This window comes from Bradyrhizobium sp. USDA 4354 (assembly GCF_054060315.1).
In genome coordinates, this window is sequence record NZ_JBSSDC010000001.1 from 3859721 (window position 1) to 3879824 (window position 20104).

14 protein-coding genes and 3 pseudogenes are annotated in these 20104 nt (G+C 61.5%); 9 read left to right on the plus strand and 8 right to left on the minus strand.

Annotated features, from left to right (window positions below; genetic code table 11):
- The first annotated feature begins 273 nt into the window (after window positions 1-273).
- Entirely contained in the window at window positions 274-888 is a 615-nt protein-coding gene (locus ACVIIV_RS17605; RefSeq protein ID WP_456745278.1) for a transglutaminase-like cysteine peptidase, read from the plus strand.
- 45 nt (window positions 889-933) lie between these two features.
- Here the strand turns inward: ACVIIV_RS17605 and ACVIIV_RS17610 are convergent, their stop codons facing one another.
- From ACVIIV_RS17610 to ACVIIV_RS17620, 3 genes are all read right to left on the minus strand, one after another.
- Entirely contained in the window at window positions 934-5574 is a 4641-nt protein-coding gene (locus ACVIIV_RS17610; protein WP_456745279.1) for a DUF4082 domain-containing protein, read from the minus strand.
- A gap of 210 nt (window positions 5575-5784) precedes the next feature.
- Window positions 5785-6027, minus strand: a complete 243-nt coding sequence (locus tag ACVIIV_RS17615) for an acyl carrier protein (RefSeq protein ID WP_456745280.1) — start codon at window positions 6025-6027, stop codon at window positions 5785-5787.
- Window positions 6014-7888, minus strand: coding sequence for an HAD-IIIC family phosphatase (locus ACVIIV_RS17620; protein ID WP_456745281.1), 1875 nt, complete (start codon window positions 7886-7888; stop codon window positions 6014-6016). The genes ACVIIV_RS17615 and ACVIIV_RS17620 overlap by 14 nt, the downstream gene beginning before the upstream one ends.
- A 174-nt stretch (window positions 7889-8062) precedes the next feature.
- On the opposite strand from ACVIIV_RS17620, the gene ACVIIV_RS17625 reads away from it, so the two are divergent.
- Both ACVIIV_RS17625 and ACVIIV_RS17630 read left to right on the plus strand, forming a co-directional pair.
- On the plus strand, window positions 8063-8647 hold the full coding sequence (locus ACVIIV_RS17625; RefSeq protein WP_456745282.1) for a GNAT family N-acetyltransferase: 585 nt from the start codon (window positions 8063-8065) through the stop codon (window positions 8645-8647).
- Window positions 8648-8894: 247 nt separating this feature from the next.
- Window positions 8895-9290 (plus strand): VOC family protein, encoded by a 396-nt coding sequence (locus tag ACVIIV_RS17630; protein ID WP_456745283.1) that lies wholly within the window; start codon window positions 8895-8897, stop codon window positions 9288-9290.
- Here ACVIIV_RS17630 and ACVIIV_RS17635 read toward each other — a convergent pair.
- Window positions 9287-10372, minus strand: a complete 1086-nt coding sequence (locus tag ACVIIV_RS17635; protein ID WP_456745284.1) for a hypothetical protein — start codon at window positions 10370-10372, stop codon at window positions 9287-9289. The two genes, ACVIIV_RS17630 and ACVIIV_RS17635, sit on opposite strands and share 4 nt — an antisense overlap.
- A gap of 402 nt (window positions 10373-10774) precedes the next feature.
- Here ACVIIV_RS17635 and ACVIIV_RS17640 point away from each other — a divergent pair, with 402 nt between their 5' ends.
- Window positions 10775-10996 carry a hypothetical protein gene (locus ACVIIV_RS17640; RefSeq protein WP_456745285.1) on the plus strand — a complete coding sequence of 74 codons (222 nt, stop codon included), beginning with the start codon at window positions 10775-10777 and terminating at the stop codon, window positions 10994-10996.
- A 51-nt stretch (window positions 10997-11047) separates the two neighbouring features.
- Here the strand turns inward: ACVIIV_RS17640 and ACVIIV_RS17645 are convergent, their stop codons facing one another.
- Complete coding sequence (locus ACVIIV_RS17645) at window positions 11048-11389, minus strand: H-NS histone family protein (protein WP_456745286.1); 342 nt, start codon at window positions 11387-11389, stop codon at window positions 11048-11050.
- Window positions 11390-12333: 944 nt separating this feature from the next.
- On the opposite strand from ACVIIV_RS17645, the gene ACVIIV_RS17650 reads away from it, so the two are divergent.
- The gene (locus ACVIIV_RS17650) at window positions 12334-13023 is read left to right on the plus strand and encodes a LuxR C-terminal-related transcriptional regulator (protein ID WP_456745287.1); all 690 of its coding nucleotides are present in this window, start codon (window positions 12334-12336) and stop codon (window positions 13021-13023) included.
- 35 nt (window positions 13024-13058) lie between these two features.
- Here the strand turns inward: ACVIIV_RS17650 and ACVIIV_RS17655 are convergent, their stop codons facing one another.
- Complete coding sequence (locus ACVIIV_RS17655) at window positions 13059-13310, minus strand: hypothetical protein (RefSeq protein WP_456745288.1); 252 nt, start codon at window positions 13308-13310, stop codon at window positions 13059-13061.
- A 255-nt stretch (window positions 13311-13565) separates the two neighbouring features.
- On the opposite strand from ACVIIV_RS17655, the pseudogene ACVIIV_RS17660 reads away from it, so the two are divergent.
- Window positions 13566-13910: pseudogene (locus tag ACVIIV_RS17660) on the plus strand (hypothetical protein); the annotation flags it as partial.
- Window positions 13911-14208: 298 nt separating this feature from the next.
- Here the strand turns inward: ACVIIV_RS17660 and ACVIIV_RS17665 are convergent.
- Window positions 14209-15528, minus strand: coding sequence for a Crp/Fnr family transcriptional regulator (locus tag ACVIIV_RS17665; RefSeq protein ID WP_456745289.1), 1320 nt, complete (start codon window positions 15526-15528; stop codon window positions 14209-14211).
- A 470-nt stretch (window positions 15529-15998) separates the two neighbouring features.
- Between ACVIIV_RS17665 and ACVIIV_RS17670 the strand changes: the two genes are divergently transcribed.
- Window positions 15999-16856: an SDR family oxidoreductase gene (locus ACVIIV_RS17670; protein WP_456745290.1), complete on the plus strand. Its 858-nt coding sequence runs from the start codon at window positions 15999-16001 to the stop codon at window positions 16854-16856.
- Here ACVIIV_RS17670 and ACVIIV_RS17675 read toward each other — a convergent pair.
- A pseudogene (locus ACVIIV_RS17675) lies at window positions 16849-16974 on the minus strand (DUF892 family protein); the annotation flags it as partial. The gene ACVIIV_RS17670 and the pseudogene ACVIIV_RS17675 sit on opposite strands and share 8 nt — an antisense overlap.
- Before the next feature lie 71 nt (window positions 16975-17045).
- On the opposite strand from ACVIIV_RS17675, the gene ACVIIV_RS17680 reads away from it, so the two are divergent.
- Together ACVIIV_RS17680 and ACVIIV_RS17685 are read left to right on the plus strand one after the other, a co-directional pair.
- Window positions 17046-17240, plus strand: a complete 195-nt coding sequence (locus tag ACVIIV_RS17680) for a hypothetical protein (RefSeq protein WP_456745291.1) — start codon at window positions 17046-17048, stop codon at window positions 17238-17240.
- Window positions 17241-17732: 492 nt separating this feature from the next.
- A pseudogene (locus ACVIIV_RS17685) lies at window positions 17733-20055 on the plus strand (molybdopterin guanine dinucleotide-containing S/N-oxide reductase).
- The last annotated feature ends 49 nt before the right edge of the window (window positions 20056-20104 follow it).

Here is a 20104-nt window from a genome sequence, read left to right on the forward strand (position 1 = left end):
CTCCGCGGCGCACGACCGGTGTCGCGCCGCGCTTCAACGCTTTTCACCGAGAACAAGCGATCGAGGCGCCTCGCTCCTTCTCTTCTGTTCATCCCCACTCGTCCTTGCAGGCGCTACCGGCGTGTTCTTTGCCGCCGACTGCCGATTTAATGTTTATTGCCAGTTAAATTAAATATCGTTAGAGTTAATTAATTAAATATCGGTATGTGCAGTCGAGCGCGCCTGCGCCGGCTGGACCCGACACACAGTTTGGCGTTCGGAGGGGATCGGCAGATGCAGCGAACCTCGGGCCCGATCATCGCGGCAACCATCGCGATCGTGATCGGGGGCGTTCAGTGGGCGCGTGCGGCATGGCTGGCCATGCCAACGGCCCCCCCAGCGGACCTTGCGCATATCGAGCTGGGACGCCCCGCTCTTCCGCCCCTCACTTACACGGTGTTCTGCCTGCGCTATCAGGCCGAGTGTCGCCCGCGCCGCTTCTTTCGCGGCGGGCCGATCCGGCTGACGAAGGAACGGTGGACAGAGCTGAAAGCAGTCAATCGCGCAGTGAACCGCGCCATTGCTCCACAACCTAACGAGCTCGGCCTCGCTGGTGAGGAGTGGCTCGTCAACCCGGCTCGCGGCGATTGCAACGATTACGCAGTCAGCAAGCGTCATGAACTGCTGCAACGCGGCTGGCCCGCGCGAGCTCTGCTATTGAGCGAGGTGGTCACCGGTTCTGGAGACCATCACCTTGTACTCGTGGTGCGCGCTGCGACTGGCGACCTGGTCCTCGACAATCTAACGCCCGAGATCAAGCCCTGGGCGCGGGTGCCGTATGGTTGGGTCCGGATGCAGACGCCGAGCGACAGCCGATTATGGGCGACGGCTGGTCGTCCAGGAGCGTAAGCTCGGCCGGCAGCGGGCGATCGTCGAGAGACGGCGCGCCCGCGGTCAAGACGCCGCGAGGCCCAGGTTGTTTCCGCCAGCGGCGGTGGGGTCCACCCAACGTCGGATCGTGCCGTCATATATATCGGCACCGTAGAGCCAACCGTCGGGCCCCTTCTGGAGGTCCACAATGCCTTGTACGTTGTCTACCAACTGGACGCTTGCGACCTGCCGATTCGCATCCAACGTCGCGGCGAAGATCGTTCCATTGTAGACGTCGTCGAAGAATATCGTGTTCTGATTGTAGAAATCTCCCGCGGTGATCACGTGGAAATTGTCCGGAGCCCCGTGGCTCAGTGGTAAGATCGGGAACACGGCAGCCGGGTCCGTTGTAAAGTTGCGGTTGCCGTTATTGTAGAAGGTGATCGCCTGGGCGAGGTTCTGGTAACTGGCGGTTCTGTCCGGGCCTTCAAGATAAGGCCATCCGAAATTAGAACCGGCTGGGCCCGTGTTGATTTCTTCCCAATTGTTCCAGCCCACGTCTCCGAGCACAGGCAGATTCGTGACGGGATCGAAGCTGAAGCGGTACGCGTTGCGGACGCCGTAGTAGAACACTTTCGACTGATTGCTGTTCGGATCGCCGGCCTGATAGTACGGATTTCCGGGCGCTCCCTCACCCGTGACAGGATCGATCCGCAAGAGCTTGCCCGAGAGATTGTGGATGTCCTGGACTCGCACGGCTCGAGGATCGACGAAGTTGTACGATGTGCCATCCCCGACCGTGAGGTAGAGGTAACCATCGGGGCCGAAATGAACGGCACCGATCGAATGCGAATCGCTATCGGTCGCAAGATAGTCGCGGATGTTCTGGTTCTGGATGCCGGCCCTGTCGGGATCGTTGTCCTGCGCTCCTGTCTCGATCTGGCTCGCGGGAGCCGTGATTGTGGTGCCGTTGACGATCCCGGAAGGAACGATGCTGGGATCGCCGCCGCTGTTCGCGTCGGGACGGCTGGTATAGGCCCAGGTGCTGTTCTTGCCGACCAGCACCACTTCACTGGCCGGATCGGCGATCATTGTGGTCGGGTCGACAGTGACCCGCACCAGACGACAAGGTCGGTTGCCGCCCTGATCGGCGGCGGCAAGGCCGCTCTGGCCTGCCGTCTCGGGCGGATCGTAAGTGTAAAGCAGGTAGACGTAGTGGTTGCTTGCGAAGTTCGGGTTCACGGCGATGCCGAGCAGTCCGCGATCGCCAAAATCATTTACTTCGCTCGAAATGTCGATGAGGGGCGTCGATCGCAATGTGCCGTTGTCCACCACGCGCACCACGCCGTCCTTCTGCGCGACCAGCATGTAGCGGCCGTCGGGCGTCCAGTCCATCGCCGCAGGCTGGTTCAGCCCCGTCACGGCTGTCTCGCCCACCAGATTGCCGAGAGCAGGGTTGTCATTGTCTAGGATCTTCACTGTCGTTGTCGCTTGGGATCCGAGAGTGGCGCCCGTCGGATTGCTCAACGTGACCGTGAAGGTCTCGTCGCTCTCCGGTGTCGCATCATTGAAGATCGGCACGGAGATGGTTTGGCTCACCTGGCCCGCGGCAAAGGTCACGGTGCCGGACGTGGTCGTGTAGTCGGATCCGGCGAGTGCGCTGCCGCCGCTCGTCGTGAAGCCGACCGTGGCTGCCTGATTGACGGGCCCGCTGCGAAGCAGCGTGATCGTCGCGGTCGGGCTACTCTCCGCAACACTCAGCACGACGTCCGCCATTGCGATTGTGGCGGGTGAGTCGTCGTCGACGATGGTGACGAGCACGGTGCGTGGGGCTCCGAGGGAGCCGGACCCCGGATTTTGAAGACCGATGGCGAAGGTCTCGTTGCCCTCGGTGAGTTGATCGTTGACGATCGGGATGGTGAAGCTCTTGGTGCTCTCTCCCGGTCCGAAGACGATCTGGCCGGTGTTCGTCCGACCATTGAAGGTGGGCTGGATGAAGTCCGATCCTGCCGTCGCAGTACCGCCGGTCCCGATTTCATTCGTCGTGTACTCAATGGTGTTTTGAGACGAGAGATCGCCGGAGCGTACGACGGTGACGGTGGCGGTGCCGGCCGCTTCGCTGACATAGATCGTAGAGGTGTTGAGGAGTGCGATGACATTGGACGGGGCAAACACGACGTCGCGGAAATAGTTTGCATTCTGATAGACGCTGGTCGGGAAGACGCCCGCGCTGTAGTCGAAGACGCCGGCCCCGGCCGGAGCGTTCAGGCCGCCATTGCTGATGCCGGACGCGAAGCCCTGCGTGGTGGAGACGTAGTAGCTGTTGATATTGACCGAGACGACGTAGGTCGTACCGGCGGCAATGGTGAGCGGCGTGGCGAGCGCCTGCTGCTGCCAGCCCGATGCGCCTTCGTTGGTGAACGTGACCGTTGCCAGCTCCTGGCCCGTTGCCGACCAGATGTGGCCGATATGGGTGCCGGTCTCGTTGGAGGCCTTGTAGTACCGGATCGCCTGGATCACGCCGGAAGCGTCGCTGGTGAAGCGCATTCCCAGTTCATAGTCCGCCCCGATCCCATCGGTGTTGTTGGTCAGGACGGGTGCCTGAGTGGTGAGCAGGGTGGTGGTGGCACTTGCAGCTGCAACAATCGAAGTTGCCGTGCTGGTTGCGTTCTCGCCGGTGCCGAGCAGATCTGTATAGGTGGCATTCACCCGGATCCGCTTGCCGACCAGGCTGCTGTCGAGGGTGAGGCTCGCGGTCGTGGCGGACAGATTGGTCCAGGTGGTGCCGTCGGGGCTGCTCTGCCAACGATAGGTGATGCTCGCCGGGACGCCGTCAGGATCCGTGACGCTGGCCGTCAGCGTCTGGTTCTGGGTCGCTGTGCCGTTGATCGTAACGAGGCCGACGTCGTTGACGTTGGCCACCGCCGTGGCGGTCGCGGAGCTCACCGGGCTCTCACTGTTGCCCAGGAGGTCCGTGTAAGTGGCGGCGGCACGGATGAAGCTGCCGACCTGGGCCTGCCCGAGGGTCAGCGTGCTCGCCGTCGCGCCGGTGATGTTGGTCCACGTGGTGCCGTTCGTGCTTTGCTGCCACTGATAGGTGACGGCGCCCGGCACGCCATCGGCATCGCTCACCGTTGCGGTCAAGGTCTGGTTTTGCGTCGGGGTCCCGCTGACGCTCACCGTGCCGGGGTGATTATCGGGCGTCGTCGAGCTCGCGGAGAACACGACGTCACGGAAATAGTTTGCATTCTGATAGACGCTGGTCGGGAAGACGCCCGCGCTGTAGTCGAAGACGCCGGCGCCCACCGGAGCGTTCAGGCCGCCATTGCTGATGCCGGACGCGAAGCCCTGCGTGGTGGAGACGTAGTAGCTGTTGATATTGACCGAGACGACGTAGGTGGTGCCGGCCGCGATAGTGAGCGGCGTGGCCAGCGTCTGCTGCTGCCAGCCCGATGCGCCTTCGTTGGTGAACGTGACCGTTGCCAGCTCCTGGCCCGTTGCCGACCAGATGTGGCCGATATGGGTGCCGGTCTCGTTCGAGGCCTTGTAGTACCGGATCGCCTGGATCACGCCGGAAGCGTCGCTGGTGAAGCGCATTCCCAGCTCATAATCCGCTCCAACCCCATCGGTGGCGTTGGTGTTGGATGGCGTTTGAGTTGTGAACAGGGTGGTGGTGGCACTGGCCGCTGCAACAATCGAAGTTGCCGTGCTGGTTGCGTTCTCGCCGGTGCCGAGCAGATCGGTATAGGTGGCATTCACCCGGATCCGCTTGCCGACGAGGCTGCTGTCGAGGGTGAGGCTCGCGGTTGTGGCGGACAGATTGGTCCAGGTGGTGCCGTCGGGGCTGCTTTGCCAGCGATAGGTGATGCTCGCCGGGACGCCGTCAGGGTCCGCGACGCTGGCCGTCAGCGTCTGGTTCTGGGTCGCCGTGCCGCTGATCGTAACGAGGCCGACGTCGTTGACATTGGCTACTTTCGACGGGGTCGCGGCGCTCACCGGGGTCTCGCTGCTGCCCAGCTGGTCCGTGTAGAAGGCAGTGACACGTATGAAGCTGCCGACCTGGGCCTGCCCGAGGGTGAGCGTGCTCGCGGTCGCGCCGGTGATGTTGGTCCACGTGGTGCCGTTCGTGCTTTGCTGCCATTGATAGGTTACGGTGGCCGGCACGCCATCGGCATCGCTCACCGTTGCGGTCAAGGTCTGGTTCTGCGTCGGGGTCCCGCTGATGCTCACCGTACCGGCGTGATTGTTGGGCTTCTTCGAGCCGGCAGTGAACACGACGTCGCGGAAATAGTTTGCATTCTGATAGACGGCGGTCGGGAAGACGCCCGCGCTGTAGTCGAAGACACCTGCACCCACCGGAGCGTTCAGGCCGCCATTGCTGATGCCGGACGCGAAGCCCTGGGAGGTGGAGACGTAGTAGCTGTTGATGTTGACCGAGACCACGTAGGTGGTGCCGGCTGCGATGGTGAGCGGTGTGGCCAGCGTCTGCTGCTGCCAGCCCGATGCGCCTTCGTTGGTGAACGTGACCGTCGCCAATTCCTGGCCCGTTGCCGACCAGATGTGGCCGATATGGGTGCCGGTCTCGTTAGAGGCCTTGTAGTACCGGATCGCCTCGATCACACCGGAAGCGTCAGCAGTGAAGCGCATCCCCAGCTCATAGTCCGCCCCGGTCCCATCGGTGTTGTTGGTCAGAACGGGTGCCTGAGTGGTGAACAAGGTCGCCATGTTGCTCTCCGGCGCAGTCGATTCTTGAACGCAATAAAGCAGCTTCACCAGATAAATTACATAAATCGGAAATTAAATAAATTAAAACTCTTGGCCTCGGTTATTATTCTCACTTTTAATTGCTCGTGTGAAGCAAGCGACGTTTGCACGGATGGCAATTTTCTCCTGGAAGTTGCGATCACGGATGGCGTCCGGATTGACTGTTGGCGCTTACGGCTCCATCCGTCTCGCGATCAGATCAGCAAACTCCCCGAGGTTCCGGGCCGCCTCGACTTCGCCAACGCGGAATCGTACGCGAAACTTCTGCTCGATGGCGATGACGAGCGAGATCTGCATGAGCGAATCCCACTCCTCGACGTCGGCCGCTGATAGCTCGGGCTTGGCCGCGACCTTCTCAAGGAAGATGCCGTCGAACACCTCCTGCAATTTCGCCAGTACTTCAGCCTGGTTCATAAGCCCTCCGGGTCATGCGGATCTTCGTCGAACGCATCTGGTAATTCTCAACCTTGAGCTCGAACTCTTTTCGGTCAGCGGAGTCTTCCGTACGTGCGAAGCCGAATTCCTCGTAGATTCCGGCGACGATCCCGTTTTTTGCTGTCGGAAGATAAATGCCACGCACCTTCGTGCAGCCGGCGACCTCTGCAAGCCGGAAAATCTCGTTCATGATCTCGTCCTCGACCTGGCGCTTGAGCACGCGGCAGCTCATGAGCCAGGTATCGACAACGAAGACACCGCCTTCGATTTCCGCAATGACTACCGAGATGAGCCCGGAATCACCGAATCGATCCTCGAGCCGCATCGTGAAGCACCGGTAGCCCGGCCTGCCCAGGAGTCCCTGGATCTCAGTCTCGGACCGACGGACCGTCGTCAGGTTGAATTGGTTACTGCGCGCGATCAACTGGGCAATGCGGGGGACGTCAAGCGAGTCGAACTCCTTGATCGTGCCTCGCATCTCGAGCGAGGCCAGGTACGACGGCATGTCGGTTACGCTCGCCGCGAGCTCCGTACGTCGTTGTTCCTGCCTGTACTGCGCCGTCCTCTCGAGGTCCTCCTCCGTGACGTTCCGCGGCTCGAAATGGCGCCCGGCCTGGAGGCGAGCGATGAATTCGGCGGGGTCCGGCCCGAGGAGCACGCCTTCGACCTGGGGCTGAAATTGTCGCACGATCTCGATTTCCGCCGGGTTGTCGTCGGCGAAGACGAAGCTGTCCAGGCCAAGGCGCAGTTCATCTGCGATCCGCTGCAGGTTGTCGGACTTCGGGTCCCAATTGGCTTTGAAGGCCGCGAAGTGCTCCAGCCGGAGCACCATCTCGGGATGCTTCTCGAATACCTCGATCGCGCGCGCATGGTCGTTCTTGCTGCATACCGCAAGCAGGACGCCGCGTTGGGAAAGCCCAAGCAGGTACTTCTGGAAAGCCTTGAAAGCTTCGCCGCGGGGCGACGAGTTGCCAAGTTCGATTCCCTCGATACCGTCCTCCGCGATCACGCCGCCCCATAGCGTATGATCAAGATCGATTGCCAGCACCTTCTTCGGGCCTTGCTTCCTGGAGGCGATCAGATGGCTTAGCTCTTGTGCGATGTCCACGAGGAAGTCAGGTGAGCCGAGCTGCTTCGATTCGTACCACGCTCGCGCGTCCGCCGCGGCCGAGAGCCCTCGGCGCGCCGAGAGGAACTCGACGTCGCAGATCTGCACCTCAGCTGGGGCCCGAAGCCCGAGCTCGAGATTTACCGCCTTTCGGAAACTCCAATCGGCGCCAAGCGTACGTGAACGAAACGAGCCGAGATCGAGATCGCCGGGCAGCGCGAAATTGGCGAGGATCACCGTCGCGCCTGAGCGCGCGGTGAAAGTCTGCGCGAGGTTGAGGAGGTGCTCGGCGGCGCCGACTGCGGCTTCGCGCTGATGTTCCACGGCGTCGAGGAGCGAGCCAGAGAAACGGCAGTGGCTCGCGTTCGGCAATATGAAGACGAGATCCGGCTTGAAGGCGTAAAGTGGGCTCGAGCCGTCGAGGATCTCCGAGACGAAATTATCGTACTCGCCGAGGAAGCGTTCGCACTCGACCCCGCGAATGGCCAGGAGATGTTCAACCAGTTCGTGCAATGGATAGAGGTTGTAGCCGCCGATCAAGGCGAGGCGAAGTCTTGGCTGGACGCCTTCGGGCGCATAAGGCTTCGCCTTTTTGCGAAGCGTCGACAGAAAGAACAGCTCAGAAAAGCTCGTCGCTTGCCGCGAGCGGGCGGCAAGATGCCCCCAGAAGGTGGCATCGCCGGACAACGCCAGGGACTTGAGTTCGGCATCATTGATGGGCCGGTCCGGCAATACGGGTACAGCAGCGAGAATGGCGGGTCTCCATCAAAGGCAGCAGCATCATTTGATTGTCTCCTACATTAAATAATGATAAAGTTTTGGTCAATTAAATATATTTAAATGACATCAACTGCGGTGTAATAATAGATGACAGCGCATATGGGACTGGAGCCGCCGAGCCCAGGCATGCTTTCCGCCAAGGCTGAGAATCTCAAGCTGCTTCCCGAAGGAAATAACCTGCTCCTCCGAGAGGTCCGGCTGGAGGACTCCGCGCAAATCATCGCTTGGCGGAATGACCCTGTTCTCGGCAAGTTCCTGACCCGCGAAGAGCTGACCTTAGCCCAGCAGGAAGAGTTTTTCCGAAAATATCAGGCAAGGGTGGACGACTACTACTTCATCGCCGAATTCAAGCGCTCGAAGAGGCCGGCTGGCAGCATCGCGCTTGCGAACCTGGATTTCGCGGCGAGACAGGGCGAAGTCGCGCGGTTGATCGTCGATCCTGGCGCGCGCCTCTTTCTGGCGGAGATATTCGATCTGTTCTTCGAGTTCGCATTCGGGCAGCTGGGGCTTTCGGTCGTCGTCGCCAACGTGCAAAGCAAGAACGCGCCCGCAAAGAACTTCCATATTCGCCTTGGTTTCCAGATCGAAAGGATTGCGCCGAAGGCTTGGTGGAACGGCGATGATGTGATTACGTTTCGGATGTCGCGCGAAGATTATCCGCGGTTGAAGCAGGCCTGGTCGGCGCTGCTCCTCGATGCGCGCGAAAGTTAAGCGGCTAGCCCGATCAGCAGCCCATCGCGCTGCCGAGGCGACGGATTCACGCTGGAGTCGGGAGTTGTCTGTCTCCTGAGCACCTCATGACAGCGCCCGGATCGTGGGTCCTTTGCCTCTTCCGGTCTGCGGAGCCCCGGAGGAAAGTTCGTGTCGATTACCTGCTTGCGGGGATCGATAGTCCTGACATTTCTTACCAGGCCGAACGGGCCGGTCTCCTTGTGCTGGCAAGGAAGAGAGGAACAGCATGGATTTGCATTTTCATCATGTGGGAATGGCGTGCCGCAACATCGCGGCGGAGCTGCCCGAACTCGCTGTGGCTGGCTACAGTCCCGAAGGACCTACGTTTGAGGACCCGATCCAGCAGGTTCGGATTCAATTCGTGTCAGGCGGCGGTCCGCGCTTGGAGCTCATTGAGCCGGTCGGCGCACAATCGCCGGTGGCGGGGGTCCTGAAGCGGGGCAGCAAATTTTATCATCTTGCTTACGAAGTGGCCCACTTCGACGATGCGATCGCTTGCTTCAGGGCGCGGCAGTATCTTCCCGTATCGCCACCCGCGCCCGCGGTCGCGTTCGACCTGCGCCGCATAGTGTTTCTCGCCTCCGCGACGCTGACGCTCATCGAACTCATCGAGAAGGCCTAGGGTGGATTGGCCGGAGCGTGATCGGGCGGCTGAGCAACGATTTGCGCCAGTCCATCCGACGAGACAGTTCCGCTGCGCCGAACCCATTCAGCAGCGCGGAGGCCGCCGGCCTGCAGTCTCACGACCGGTTCGGGGCCAATCTCCGACAGCAGAATGCCCATGTGCCCCAATCCCGGAGGCGTTGTTGGCCAGACGCCCAGGCCATTCGCTGACAATACGGTTCGATCCATATCCCCCCAGAACTGCACGACAATGGCACCTGCGGGCGTGCGCGCAGCGAGGTGAGCTGCTTCCGGCGAACCGATACGAGGCCCGACCGCCGGTCGCAGCGCGACGATGATTGCATCCCATTGGTCGCGATACACGGCCTCGACGTTGTCGAAGACTTCGACGCTCGCGCCCGAGCTCGCGAGACCGGAGCGAAGTGAGCCCATGAAGTCGTTGTCGCACAGCACAGCAATGCGATTCTTGTAAACGGATAAGCCGCAATCGTGCAGTTGCTTCACGCACAGCGGACCAAGAAACGAGAAGACATCGACTGACGGGTGGCGTTCGTTCACGCCGACGATCGGAATTCCGCGCCGTAAGCATGCTTGCATGTCGAGGTCCTTGGGGCGGAATTCCCAGGCCTCGAACATCAAGGCGATGACGGCCTCCCTTGGCAGCTCATCAATGAGCGCGGCCGTAAGGGGGCGAAGGTGGCCGCTGTTGGTTACGATATCCGTCTGATGGAGAATATCCGGGGTGATCTGCTCCAGGATGTCGATGCGATTGGCCACACCGACCGAATCTGCCAGCTTCAGGGTCTGTTCCCTTGCTTCAGCTGAGGTGCCGTGCCGCGTAGTTCTCGTAAAGGCATAGACGTGCCTGGCTCCGGCCATCGCTGCGAGAACAGCCGTCACGGCATACGCGCCGGTCGCAGCCTCGGTGAGAACCGTTAGTTCCGAAAGGTCTAAGAGAGTTTCGGTGAGGGCACGGCTCATCAGGGCGCCCAGACGCGGCAATGAGAAGCCCGGCCGGAAGGCGGTGTCGAAGCCAGACCGCAATTGCCTGAATGCTGGACCGGCCTCGGCTCCGATCATGAACTGCCTCTCGTTTTCGCCAGTTGGGAATAGCGGTCGTTTGGGCGCATGTGCCGTGGCTGCTCTAGCCTCTTTGCGCCGAAGCGGCGGCTAAAGAGCGATATGCCAGTATCATTTAAATTCAATTTAAAATTATAAGAGTTCTAATTTAAAAAAGTCAAACGCGCCGTGTGCATATAATGCGATTGGTATAAGCTGGCCCCGGATCTCACGAGGTGCGTTGCAGGCCTGCACTATGCGCAGGAGTTCACCTCAACGTTCTGCGCACGACGGGGGCGTCGGCGCGATGGCAATCAAGATGTCGTTGCGGCCAGATAATTTAAAAGTCGAAATTAACATATTTAACTTGCGACGCATCTAAAACCGCTTATTTTCTATCGTCGACGATCGCAGGGAAAGCCGATGACCCAACTCGACACCGACAGTGAAGACCGTCGTGAGTTCTTGAAGAGCTGCGGAAAATTTGCCGCCGTCACTCCTCCCGCGATGACGCTGCTGCTTTCGACCTCTCTGACCTCAACCGCCATCGCCAGCTCTGGCGGAAACCTTGTGCAGGGCAATAATGGCAAGGGCAACGGTGGTGGCGACGGCAGTCCTAACGAGAAAGAGGACCGCACGCGCTAAAGTGGCGCCTGCGGCCCGGTCCTGACACCCGTCCCACTGACAGTCGGAGGTTCAGCCGGCCCGGCGGCGCCTTTGTCCGGACGGGCGGTCGATCAGAAGGTCGTTCAGCTTCTTGCCGGCGCGAAGCTGGGCCTTCAGCCATCGAGGTTGCTTGCCGCGACCAGACCAGGTTTCGGATGGATTCTTGGGGTTCTGGTACTTCGGCAGCACAGGAGGGTAGGGGCGGCGTGCGCGTCCCTCGTTCTCACCCCCGGCATTCCCTTCTATCCTGCGAAGCCGTTCTTCGAGCTTAGCTTTTTCCGCGGTCATTCTGCGACCAAGGACCGTGGTCACTTCATCATACAGCCGCCAAAGCTCCGCCGTCGTGGCGGATGTCCAGTCGTCCTTATCCATGGAAGCCGTCCCCAACTACTTCCGTCTAAACGAAGGTGGAGGGGATATCAGGTCCAAGCCCGGTCCGGCAAGCATGATCCGTCGCGGAGCAGCCCCAGCGCGCACTTCCGACGCTTGTTGACGCTACCGGCTCGGGCCGGCCGTCCGACCGAGCGGGCGTCTGCAAAGTGCCCGTCGCCGGCTGGGTCGCCTTTTACCAAGCATCCGCTGCTCGGCCTTGGACACGCGACTACGTAGGTTCTGCAATTCGGTGAATTGAACGATGAGAGCCTGATGAGTTTGACGCAAAACAGCTGAAGAATACATATGACCACCTACTCATTGCCAACGATGCCCGTCACGGTCCATTGAAGTTGCTGAATTGACGAAGATGCAGCTCCATCTTGGGTGACCGGTTGTCATCGGTGCTACACGGGCTGCGATCAGACGCAGCCATTTTCGTGCTTGATTACGCAGTTCGCTTTGATGAATAGTATTACTTTTGCCTCCTTCTTCAGAGGCGAGGCTTTTCGAATGGCCTCGCGTTTGCCGAAATTTCGTCGAATGTTAGATTTGAATCGTGAATGTCCCAATATATCGTTCGTAATAATGGCGCCAACGAGGTTAACTGGATGTTGACCATAATAACAAGGCAGCCAATCGGTGCGCCGATGACATTCTCAGAGAGAATTTGTCGATTCGATCTATCAGGCGTTGTCGAAAGAACGTTGTTTTCGTCGAGGAATTCGCGGTCTTGAACTTGTGTGGAGCACCGCATTCTTACGGTGCTGCGCCTACTTGCTGCTCAAGTTAGGGTGGCGCCGCCATCGACATTGCCGGGGCTGTCAAAGACTTGAGACGGTGCGACGTTATGGCCGAGCGGACTGGTTATCCTCGCGCGTTTCAAGAGAGATTGTTGGATTAAATGGCTGCACGGGGGGTTGTTAGCACTAGGCAGGGGAAGCATGCGCCGCATCAGAATTGTCATCGCGGACCGACATCCGATCGTTTTACAAGGGATCAGGAGCGTTCTTGCGACGCAGCGTGATTTTACGATCGTTGCGTCGTGCAGCGATGGTGCAAGCTGCATTGAGGCAATCCGATTTCTTGTGCCTGACGTCGCGCTTGTCGATGCTGGACTGCCCGATGTCGGCCGGCAGCAGATCCTCGCACTTGCAACTGCTGCGGGCCCTGGTCCCGCGGTAGTCTTCTTCACCGGTAATGCGGCCGATTGCGAATTGCAAAGGCTGGCCTTGAACGGCGCCTGCGTCGTCCTCTCGAAGGATTCGGATGCCGAGATGCTGTTGGCAACGCTGCGGAGGGCCGTCCAGGGCCAAGCAGCGGCCTCGCCGAGCACCGGGCAGGCCAACGAGGAGTCCCGCGCCGGTGAGAAGCCCCTGGCGCAACTGACGGACCGGGAGCGCCAGATCATGCGGCTCGTGTCAGAGGGACTATCGAACAAGGAGATCGGGCGTCGGTTGAACCTTGCCGACGGTACGATCAAGGTCCACCTTCATCATATTTTCCAGAAGCTGGATATCAGCAATCGCACGGTTCTTGCGGCATTGGCGATTTCGCGAAACGAGCTGCATGGAGCGCCGCGTGAGCCGGATTCCCCTGATCTGTTGCATCAGCATCCGGCTGGCGTGAAATGACGAGGACGCCTGGCGTCTTCCGGAGCGTGTGCGAGCTAATGTGGCGCCAGATGCTCAGCCATGTCGCGGCAGGCCCCTTCGGCCTCGGCTAACGTTCGAAAGGGCGAGCCGCCAATCTTGATTGCGGCTTGGTTCTTGTGGAGCGGACGCCAGCTCGCCAGATAGCCGGAGCGTCCGTGAAAGCCCGGACCTCTCGGGCTTCCGAAACTGATCACGAACGAGAAGCCCTCGCTGGTCGCGCTCCAGATCTCCATGTCCCGGACGGAGCGATGGAATTGCAGTGGCATCGCAATGATCCATTGTAGCCGAGCCTGCGCTCGATCCTGTTAAATACAAATTAACTGTATTAAATGACGGGGCGCAAGTCCAAATCGCGCGCGAGCGGCAGGGATGCGCCAGGAAGTGGAGGGTAGAGCACGGAAATTGCCGGCGATCTGCCGGCGGCGCACGTTCAGCAACGCCGGCCGAGTAAAGAAAATTCTTGGTTGAAAGCCCATTTAATATATAATACTGTAAATAAAATTTTAAACTGAGGAGAGCGTATCGTGACCCGGGACGGCAACGAAGACGACGACCGGCGGGCGTTTTTGAAAACCTGCGGAAGATTTGCGGCCGTGACGCCACCTGTGATGACCCTGCTTCTATCGACATCCCTGACCTCAAGAGCCATTGCAACTTCGGGCGGCCTGCATCGAGTGACGCAGAACGACAGGGGTCAGTCGTTCTTCGATAACGATCGGTCGTCCGCGGCAGGGCCCGGCAGCTCCAGCGGCGGGTCATCAGGGGGTGGGGGAGGACCTGGCGGTCGCTCTGCTGGGTCATCTCGCGCCGGAGGGACATCAGGCGGTGGCGGATCCGGCGGTAGCGGTGGGTCTGGTGGTGGTGGAGGCAGCGCCAAGGGGCCTTTCGCAACTAGCGGCAGCTCTGGAATTCCAAGCGCGCAGGGTGGGCTCGATTGCGCAGAAGAAAACGAGGAAAAGCGCAAGGCCGATTGCCCCGGAGCTAACACTCGGATTTCGAGCGCGACCGAATCCAGCCAATAGGAGTCTTCTCAGCCCATGCGTGAGCCTGTGGGCGGCCGTACGGCCTGGCAAGGCTGGGCCTTTGCTCCGACAAGCCAAACGTCGGCCGCGTGGCCTCTTGACGCACCGCCGCAACGCTTTTGCGGACTCAACTTGCCAAATGTTAGTGCGATTGTCCTAGGATTGCATAGTTTTCCCGATTCTCAAGAGTGGGCGAGTTCTTCCTAAGACCTCGATCAGGAGGCCTGTCATGAATACCCGCGTTCGAGCGGAGAGTCCTGCGGCTATGCTTCAAGAGCGTCTCGATGCGCTGGTCACCCAGCTCGCGGAGCTTGAGAAGCTCAGAGAGCGGGTAGGTCGAGAGGAGAATCGTCAACGCAAGCTGCGCAAGGCGGGCAGTCCCCATAGCCGAGCCCGGACCTGCGAGCCGTCGTTCCAGCTTCGCACAGGCAAAGCTCATGTCCGTGCTGCTTGCTCGCAATAAGCCGGGCTGTTCTGACGAGCATCCCAAGGCGAATGAATGACGGGACTTTCCGCCCATTGTTCGCTTCAGCGGGGGGAGCCAGCCCAAAGCTGCAGAATTCTTGAGTTCGCTTCCACGCAGGATTGGGCGTTTGCGACGACCGAGTCTCGTGCACTTTTGCCGAATGGCGAGGGTACATGCGGGTGGCTCGCGAAAGCGAACCGGCTCTACGGGCCTGTCCCGGCTATTCGGTTTCCGGGCGAGGCGGGAGGCGCTCCGCGCCGCAGCCCCATGAACGAGCCCGACCGCGCCGTGCGAGACTATCCGATCGATTCTGCGGCTCATGACCTTGTAGCAATCGCATGCCACGGCTTCGAGCCGGGGCCGATCAATCTCAAGCTGACCGCGTCGATTGGATTTCAGCGCTCTTGATGCGCGCATTGTGCTCACGACATGTGTGACGGTGGTGCGGCGGACGCCCAGCAATTCCGACAATGTTTCCTGAGTCAGCGGGAGGAGATCGCTGCCATTTGCCCGATCGTGAATGTGAAGCAGCCAGCACGCTAGGCGGGCTTCGACGGAATGTAGTGCATTGCAGGCCGCCACGTGCTGAAGTTGCGTCAACAACGATCTCGTGAAAACCTGCACCATGGATGTGATTGGGGGGCTGCGGTGTTGGGCTGCCAGAAATTGCGCGGGCGAGATCTGCAGCGCGGCCCCTGATATGCGAACGACCGCCGTCGAGGGCGAGTGGGATGCGCCAAGCGCTGACGTCAGACCCACAGCTCCCTCATGGCCGATGACCGCCGTGGCGACTGTCTGCCCGTTCGGCAGCTCCACGATGGCGGCGATCGCTCCGCTGAGGGGGAAGAGAAGATGCCCGATCCGATCGCCCGATCGGACGAGCACGGAATCCCGTTCGATCACGACTTTCCGCAGATGAGGCGCGAGCAAAGCAAAATCTGCCGGCGGCAACGCTGCTAACAACCTATTACCAACTCTGGTCGCGTGGTCCATCATGGGATTGGCCCCCGACGGATGCCCCGGCGCTCGAACGCATGCCGGTGTCGAGCTGCTCTGCAGATTCCCAGCTCAACAGCAAGCCAACTGGCTACCACAGATATGGTTCCCATGATGAAACGGTGAGCATGTCGGGGCACGGTAATCTCTCGTTGTGACTCGCCTCCAGCTGGCGCTCGGCAAGACCGCAAGGGATTGCATCGGCTTGTCGTGAGCAGGCTGCGCGAGGGCTGAAGAGCGTCCTTGGCAGGGACCGCTCTCCGCACAAGCTCTTCGGCCGCGACCCGTTGCGATTCTGCCGCTCCTCGCGTTTGCCATGCGGCCGCTAACGCTGCCTCTGTGAGAAGGACCCGAATGGACTCCTCCTGAACATGTTGGAGCAGCAGGATTTCCTGACCGCCAATTGGCGTGCAGACCCAGGAACACTTTCGGCGGCGCTCCGTTAGCGCAGCAAACACCGGGAGTTGTCCATGACCGACTATCCGAAGCCGCCTTATCCTGCGCAGCGGCAACCGATCCCCGGCTCGACGCAGCCGATGCAGCCGCGGCCCGATCATGGCGAGGAGAGTTACAAAGGCGCCGGGCGTCTGGCGGGAAAGAAGGCGATCATCACGGGCGGCGACAGCGGCATCGGCCGCGCGGTGGCGATCGCCTACGCGCGTGAAGGCGCTGATATCGTCATCTCCTATTTGAACGAGGACGAGGATGCGGCCGAGGTCAAGGCGCTGGTGCAGCGGGAAGGACGCAAGATCGTCCTGATCCCCGGCGATATCAGCGATCCCGATCACTGCCGCGCCATCGTGCGTCGCACCGTCGAGGAGTTCGGCGGTATCGACATCCTCGTCAACAACGCGGCGCATCAGGCCACGTTCAAGGACATCGCCGATATCACCGACGAAGAGTGGCAGCGGACGTTCGAGACCAACATCCACGCCATGTTCTATCTGGCCAAGGCCGCCGTCCCCCACATGCGGCCGGGAGCCGCGATTATCAACACCGCCTCGGTGAACTCCGACATGCCGAACCCGAGCCTGCTGGCTTACGCCACGACCAAGGGCGCCATTCAGAACTTTACCGGCGGGCTCGCCCAGATGCTGGCCGGGAAAGGGATTCGGGTCAACGCAGTTGCCCCGGGCCCGATCTGGACGCCGCTGATCCCGTCGACCATGCCGGAGGAGTCCGTCAAGAACTTCGGCAAGCAGGTGCCGATGCAGCGCGCCGGCCAGCCGGCCGAGCTCGCGACGGCCTATGTCATGCTGGCCGATCCGCTCTCGAGCTACACCTCGGGGGCAACGCTGGCCGTCACCGGTGGCAAGCCGTTCATCTGATCGCGTGTTCGTCGGCTGCCTTGATCAGGCCGTCGGTGGCTGGACAATGCGTGTCGCTCGGGTCCTTGCCGAGCCTCGCGAAGATCTTGTCGAGGCGCTCGACCTGCTTGTTGCTCTCTTCACAATGATGGCAGTGGAACGCCGTGCGGCCGCGGCTGTTCCATTCCCGGTGCGGATCAGGAGAGCCGAATGAGCGATGGAGTGGATCATCTTGCGGGCCTGCTCGGACGTGCTGCGATGGAGGTGTGGGGCGACATGCCTCGCGACATCCAGGAAGCGCTGTTCGAGACCGCCATGAAGGGGCGCGCGACGGAGCGTGAGGAGCTCGCGCGGTTGCTGCACGAGCGGCATCCGCGCACGATGCATCCGGCCCGGCCAGGATGACGCGGCCGGCGGGAACGATCGCACGAGCTCCTGATTGGTGAATCGTCTGGCGCGCTGCCGAACGGCTCAATGAGCCCGCAGCAGGCGCATCACCCAACCGTAATCAAATCTGTGAGCCGACCGACGTGACTGAGATGAATATCGGAAAGTGGTACGACCCGATCTCGGAGCGGTGGATCGTGCCTCGCGAGACACCCACCATTGATGCGTGCGATCGGTCGAGCGCGGAGAAGGTGCGGGAGACCCACAAGAGGGAAGAGGCGCAGCGGATCTGGGAGCTGTTGGTCGATTCCTGTGCGAGTGGATGATGCCGAACTCCGGCTATCGCCGCGTCCCTGACATGATCGTCGGCGGCCGCAGTTGACCGCAAGCCAAGGCTGACTTTGCGCGGGGCAGGCAAGCGTTTCCGTCAACGCTGATCTCGACGACGTCCGGAGCGGATCGGTATATTACCACCCCGATTGCAGGCCGGAGCGGAACAAGGATCAGACGATGGACGATACGATTGGCTTTCCCGACCCCGGTCTCGACCTGTCTGACGGCTTCAAGCCGCACACCTCGCATTGGGGCGTGTTCTCCGCCCGTCAGGGCGCGGCCGGGCTCGAGGTCAGGGCCTATGCGGGCGACCCCGATCCGAACGGCATCATCGACAATTTTCCCGGCGCGCTCCGCCACCAGGCGCGCATCGCCCAGCCGGCGGTTCGCCGCGGCTGGCTCGAGTGCGGGCCGGGCCCCGACGATCGCCGCGGCCGCGACGAATTCGTGTCGGTGAGCTGGGAGAAGGTGCTCGACCTGCTCGGCGAGGAGCTGTGCCGCATCCGCGACACGCGCGGACCCGACGCCGTGTTCGGCGGCTCCTATGGCTGGTCGAGTGCAGGCCGCTTCCATCACGCCCAGAGCCAGGTGCATCGCTTCCTCAACATCGCGATGGGCGGCTACGTGCGCTCGGTCAACACCTATTCCTCGGGCGCGTCCTCGGTGCTGCTGCCGCAGATCCTCTGCGGTTACGAGGACATCACCAAGCGCAACGTCACCTGGGAGCAGATCGCTGATAACACCGAGATCGTGCTGGCATTCGGCGGCATGGCGCTGAAGAATTCCATGGTGGCCGGCGGCTCGATCAGCAAGCATGTCGAGCGCGGCGCCATGGCGGCGGCGCGGGCGCGCGGCTGCGAGTTCATCCTGGTCAGCCCGCTGCGCGACGATCTGCCGGTCGAGGCCGGCGCCGAATGGACGAGTTGCGTGCCCGGTACCGACACCGCCTTGATGCTCGGCATCGTCCATACGCTGGTCAGCGAGAACCTGCACGACCAGGCCTTCCTCGATCGCTACACCGAAGGCTGGCCAATCTTCCTGCGCTATCTCACCGGCGAGAGCGACGGGCAAGCCAAGCACGCCGAATGGGCCGCCGCGATCTGCGGCGTCAGTGCGGATGCGATCCGCAAGCTGGCGCGGCGTCTTGCCGGAAAGCGCGCGCTCATCACCGTCTCCCATTCGCTGCAGCGCGCCGAGCATGGCGAGCAGCGCGGTGTGGATGGGCATGGTGCTGGCGGCGGCCCTCGGCCAGATCGGCCTGCCCGGCGGCGGCTACGCCTATTCGCTCGGTGCGATCGGCTATTACGGCCGTCGCGTCAACGACGTGCCGGGACCGACGCTGGGGCAGGGCCGCAACGGCGTTGCCGATTTCATTCCGGTGGCGCGCATCGCCGACATGCTGCTCAATCCCGGCACCACGTATCGCTACAACGGCGAGACGCGCACCTATCCGGACATTCGTCTGGTCTACTGGGCGGGCGGCAATCCGTTCCATCACCATCAGGACATCAACCGCCTGCGCAAGGCCTTCGCGAAGGTGGACACGCTGGTCGTGCACGAGCTCGCCTGGACCGCCACCGCCCGCCACGCCGACATCGTGCTGCCTTCGACGATGACGCTGGAGCGCGAGGACATCGGCTATTCCACCAACGATCCCCTGATGGTCGCTATGCACCGGATCGCCGAGCCGTTTGGGCTTTCGCGCGACGACTACGAGATCTTTGCCGATCTCGCCGAACGTCTCGGGGCGCGTGAGCCATTTACCGAGGGACGCACGTCGCGGCAGTGGCTGGAGCATCTCTATGAGCCGACCCGCGCCTCGCTTGCCAAACGCGGCCTCGAAGCCCCGAGCTTCGACCAGTTCTGGGCGCGCGGCAGCCTGGTCGTGCCGCAACAGGCGGACGACGGTGGCAGGCTGCGCCGCTTCCGCGAGGATCCGGTCAATCACGCCTTGCCGACGCCGAGCGGACGGATCGAGATTTATTCGGCAAAGATCGCGGCCCATGGTGATGCGGATTGTCCCGGCCACCCGGTCTGGCTCGACAAGACCGATATGCCGAAGCCCGGCGCACCGTGCTTCCTCGTCGCCAACCAGCCGGTGACGCGCCTGCATAGCCAGCTCGATTTCGGCGGACATTCGCTTAGCTCAAAGCATCGCGGCCGCGAGGTCGCGCGCATGAACCCGGTTGACGCGGCCGCGCGTGGCATCCGGGACGGCGACATCATCCGCCTGTTCAACGAGCGTGGCGCGTGCCTGGCCGCGGTCCACGTCACCGACGGCATCGCGCCCGGCGTGGTCCAGCTTCCAACCGGCGCCTGGTACGATCCGATGGATCCCGAAGACGAGGCGCCGCTCTGCGTTCACGGCAATCCGAACGTGCTCACCCGCGACGTTGGCACCTCATCCCTGGCCCAAGGCTGCACCGGCCAGTTGACGACCGTCGAGGTGGAGAAGTTCACCGGCAATCTGCCGCCGATCCGCGCCTTCGATCCGGTATAGGACTTCGCTTCACCGCGCTATCCAGTAACCTCCGAGACGGTTGTGTTTC